The organism is Brevundimonas denitrificans, assembly GCF_030160755.1.
Taxonomy (GTDB): domain Bacteria; phylum Pseudomonadota; class Alphaproteobacteria; order Caulobacterales; family Caulobacteraceae; genus Brevundimonas; species Brevundimonas denitrificans.
The window spans coordinates 1-503 of the sequence record NZ_BSOY01000243.1; the positions used below are offsets into that span (position 1 = coordinate 1).

Consider the following 503-nt stretch of genomic DNA (forward strand, 5'->3'; position numbering starts at 1 on the left):
TTGGTCGGTATTTTTCAGGTTCTGTCCCCAGTGCCGCGCGAAGCATGGTCAGGATATCCTCATAGATACGCGCCTTTTCCTTGGGCGAATGGGTGGGGGCGCTGACCAGCAGGCTCACCATGCGGCCATTTCGGGCCTGCAAGGGTTCCCACCTGCAGGAAAGCCCTTCAAGGTCAGGCGGGCTTTCCGGTGATCGGTTGTCCGGAATGCGGTATGGGTTCGTTATATGGTCCTGCTTGAGAAGGCGGTCCGCCTCCATCAGGCCGCCGCCGGAAAACATGCCAAGGAAAAGACCCTCTCCTATCTCGTATTTCAGGACTTTGACCGATACACCGGCTTTTCGAATTTCCGTTACCGGGATCATGCCGATACGAAGGTCCAGACTGAAACTCTTTCTCGCCAGCGCCCGGACCTGTATCAGGGCTTTCTCGGCCTCGGCCCGCAAGACGGCCGGGATGGCGAGGGTGCCGCCATCGCCGCCAAAAACATAGGGGATATCAATG

General features: G+C 58.1%; 1 protein-coding gene. It reads right to left on the minus strand.

Going from position 1 to position 503, the window contains the following annotated elements:
* Window positions 1-503, minus strand: a 503-nt coding sequence (locus QQJ79_RS15995; protein ID WP_284223934.1) for a DUF3095 family protein, incomplete at both ends; no start/stop codon positions are given.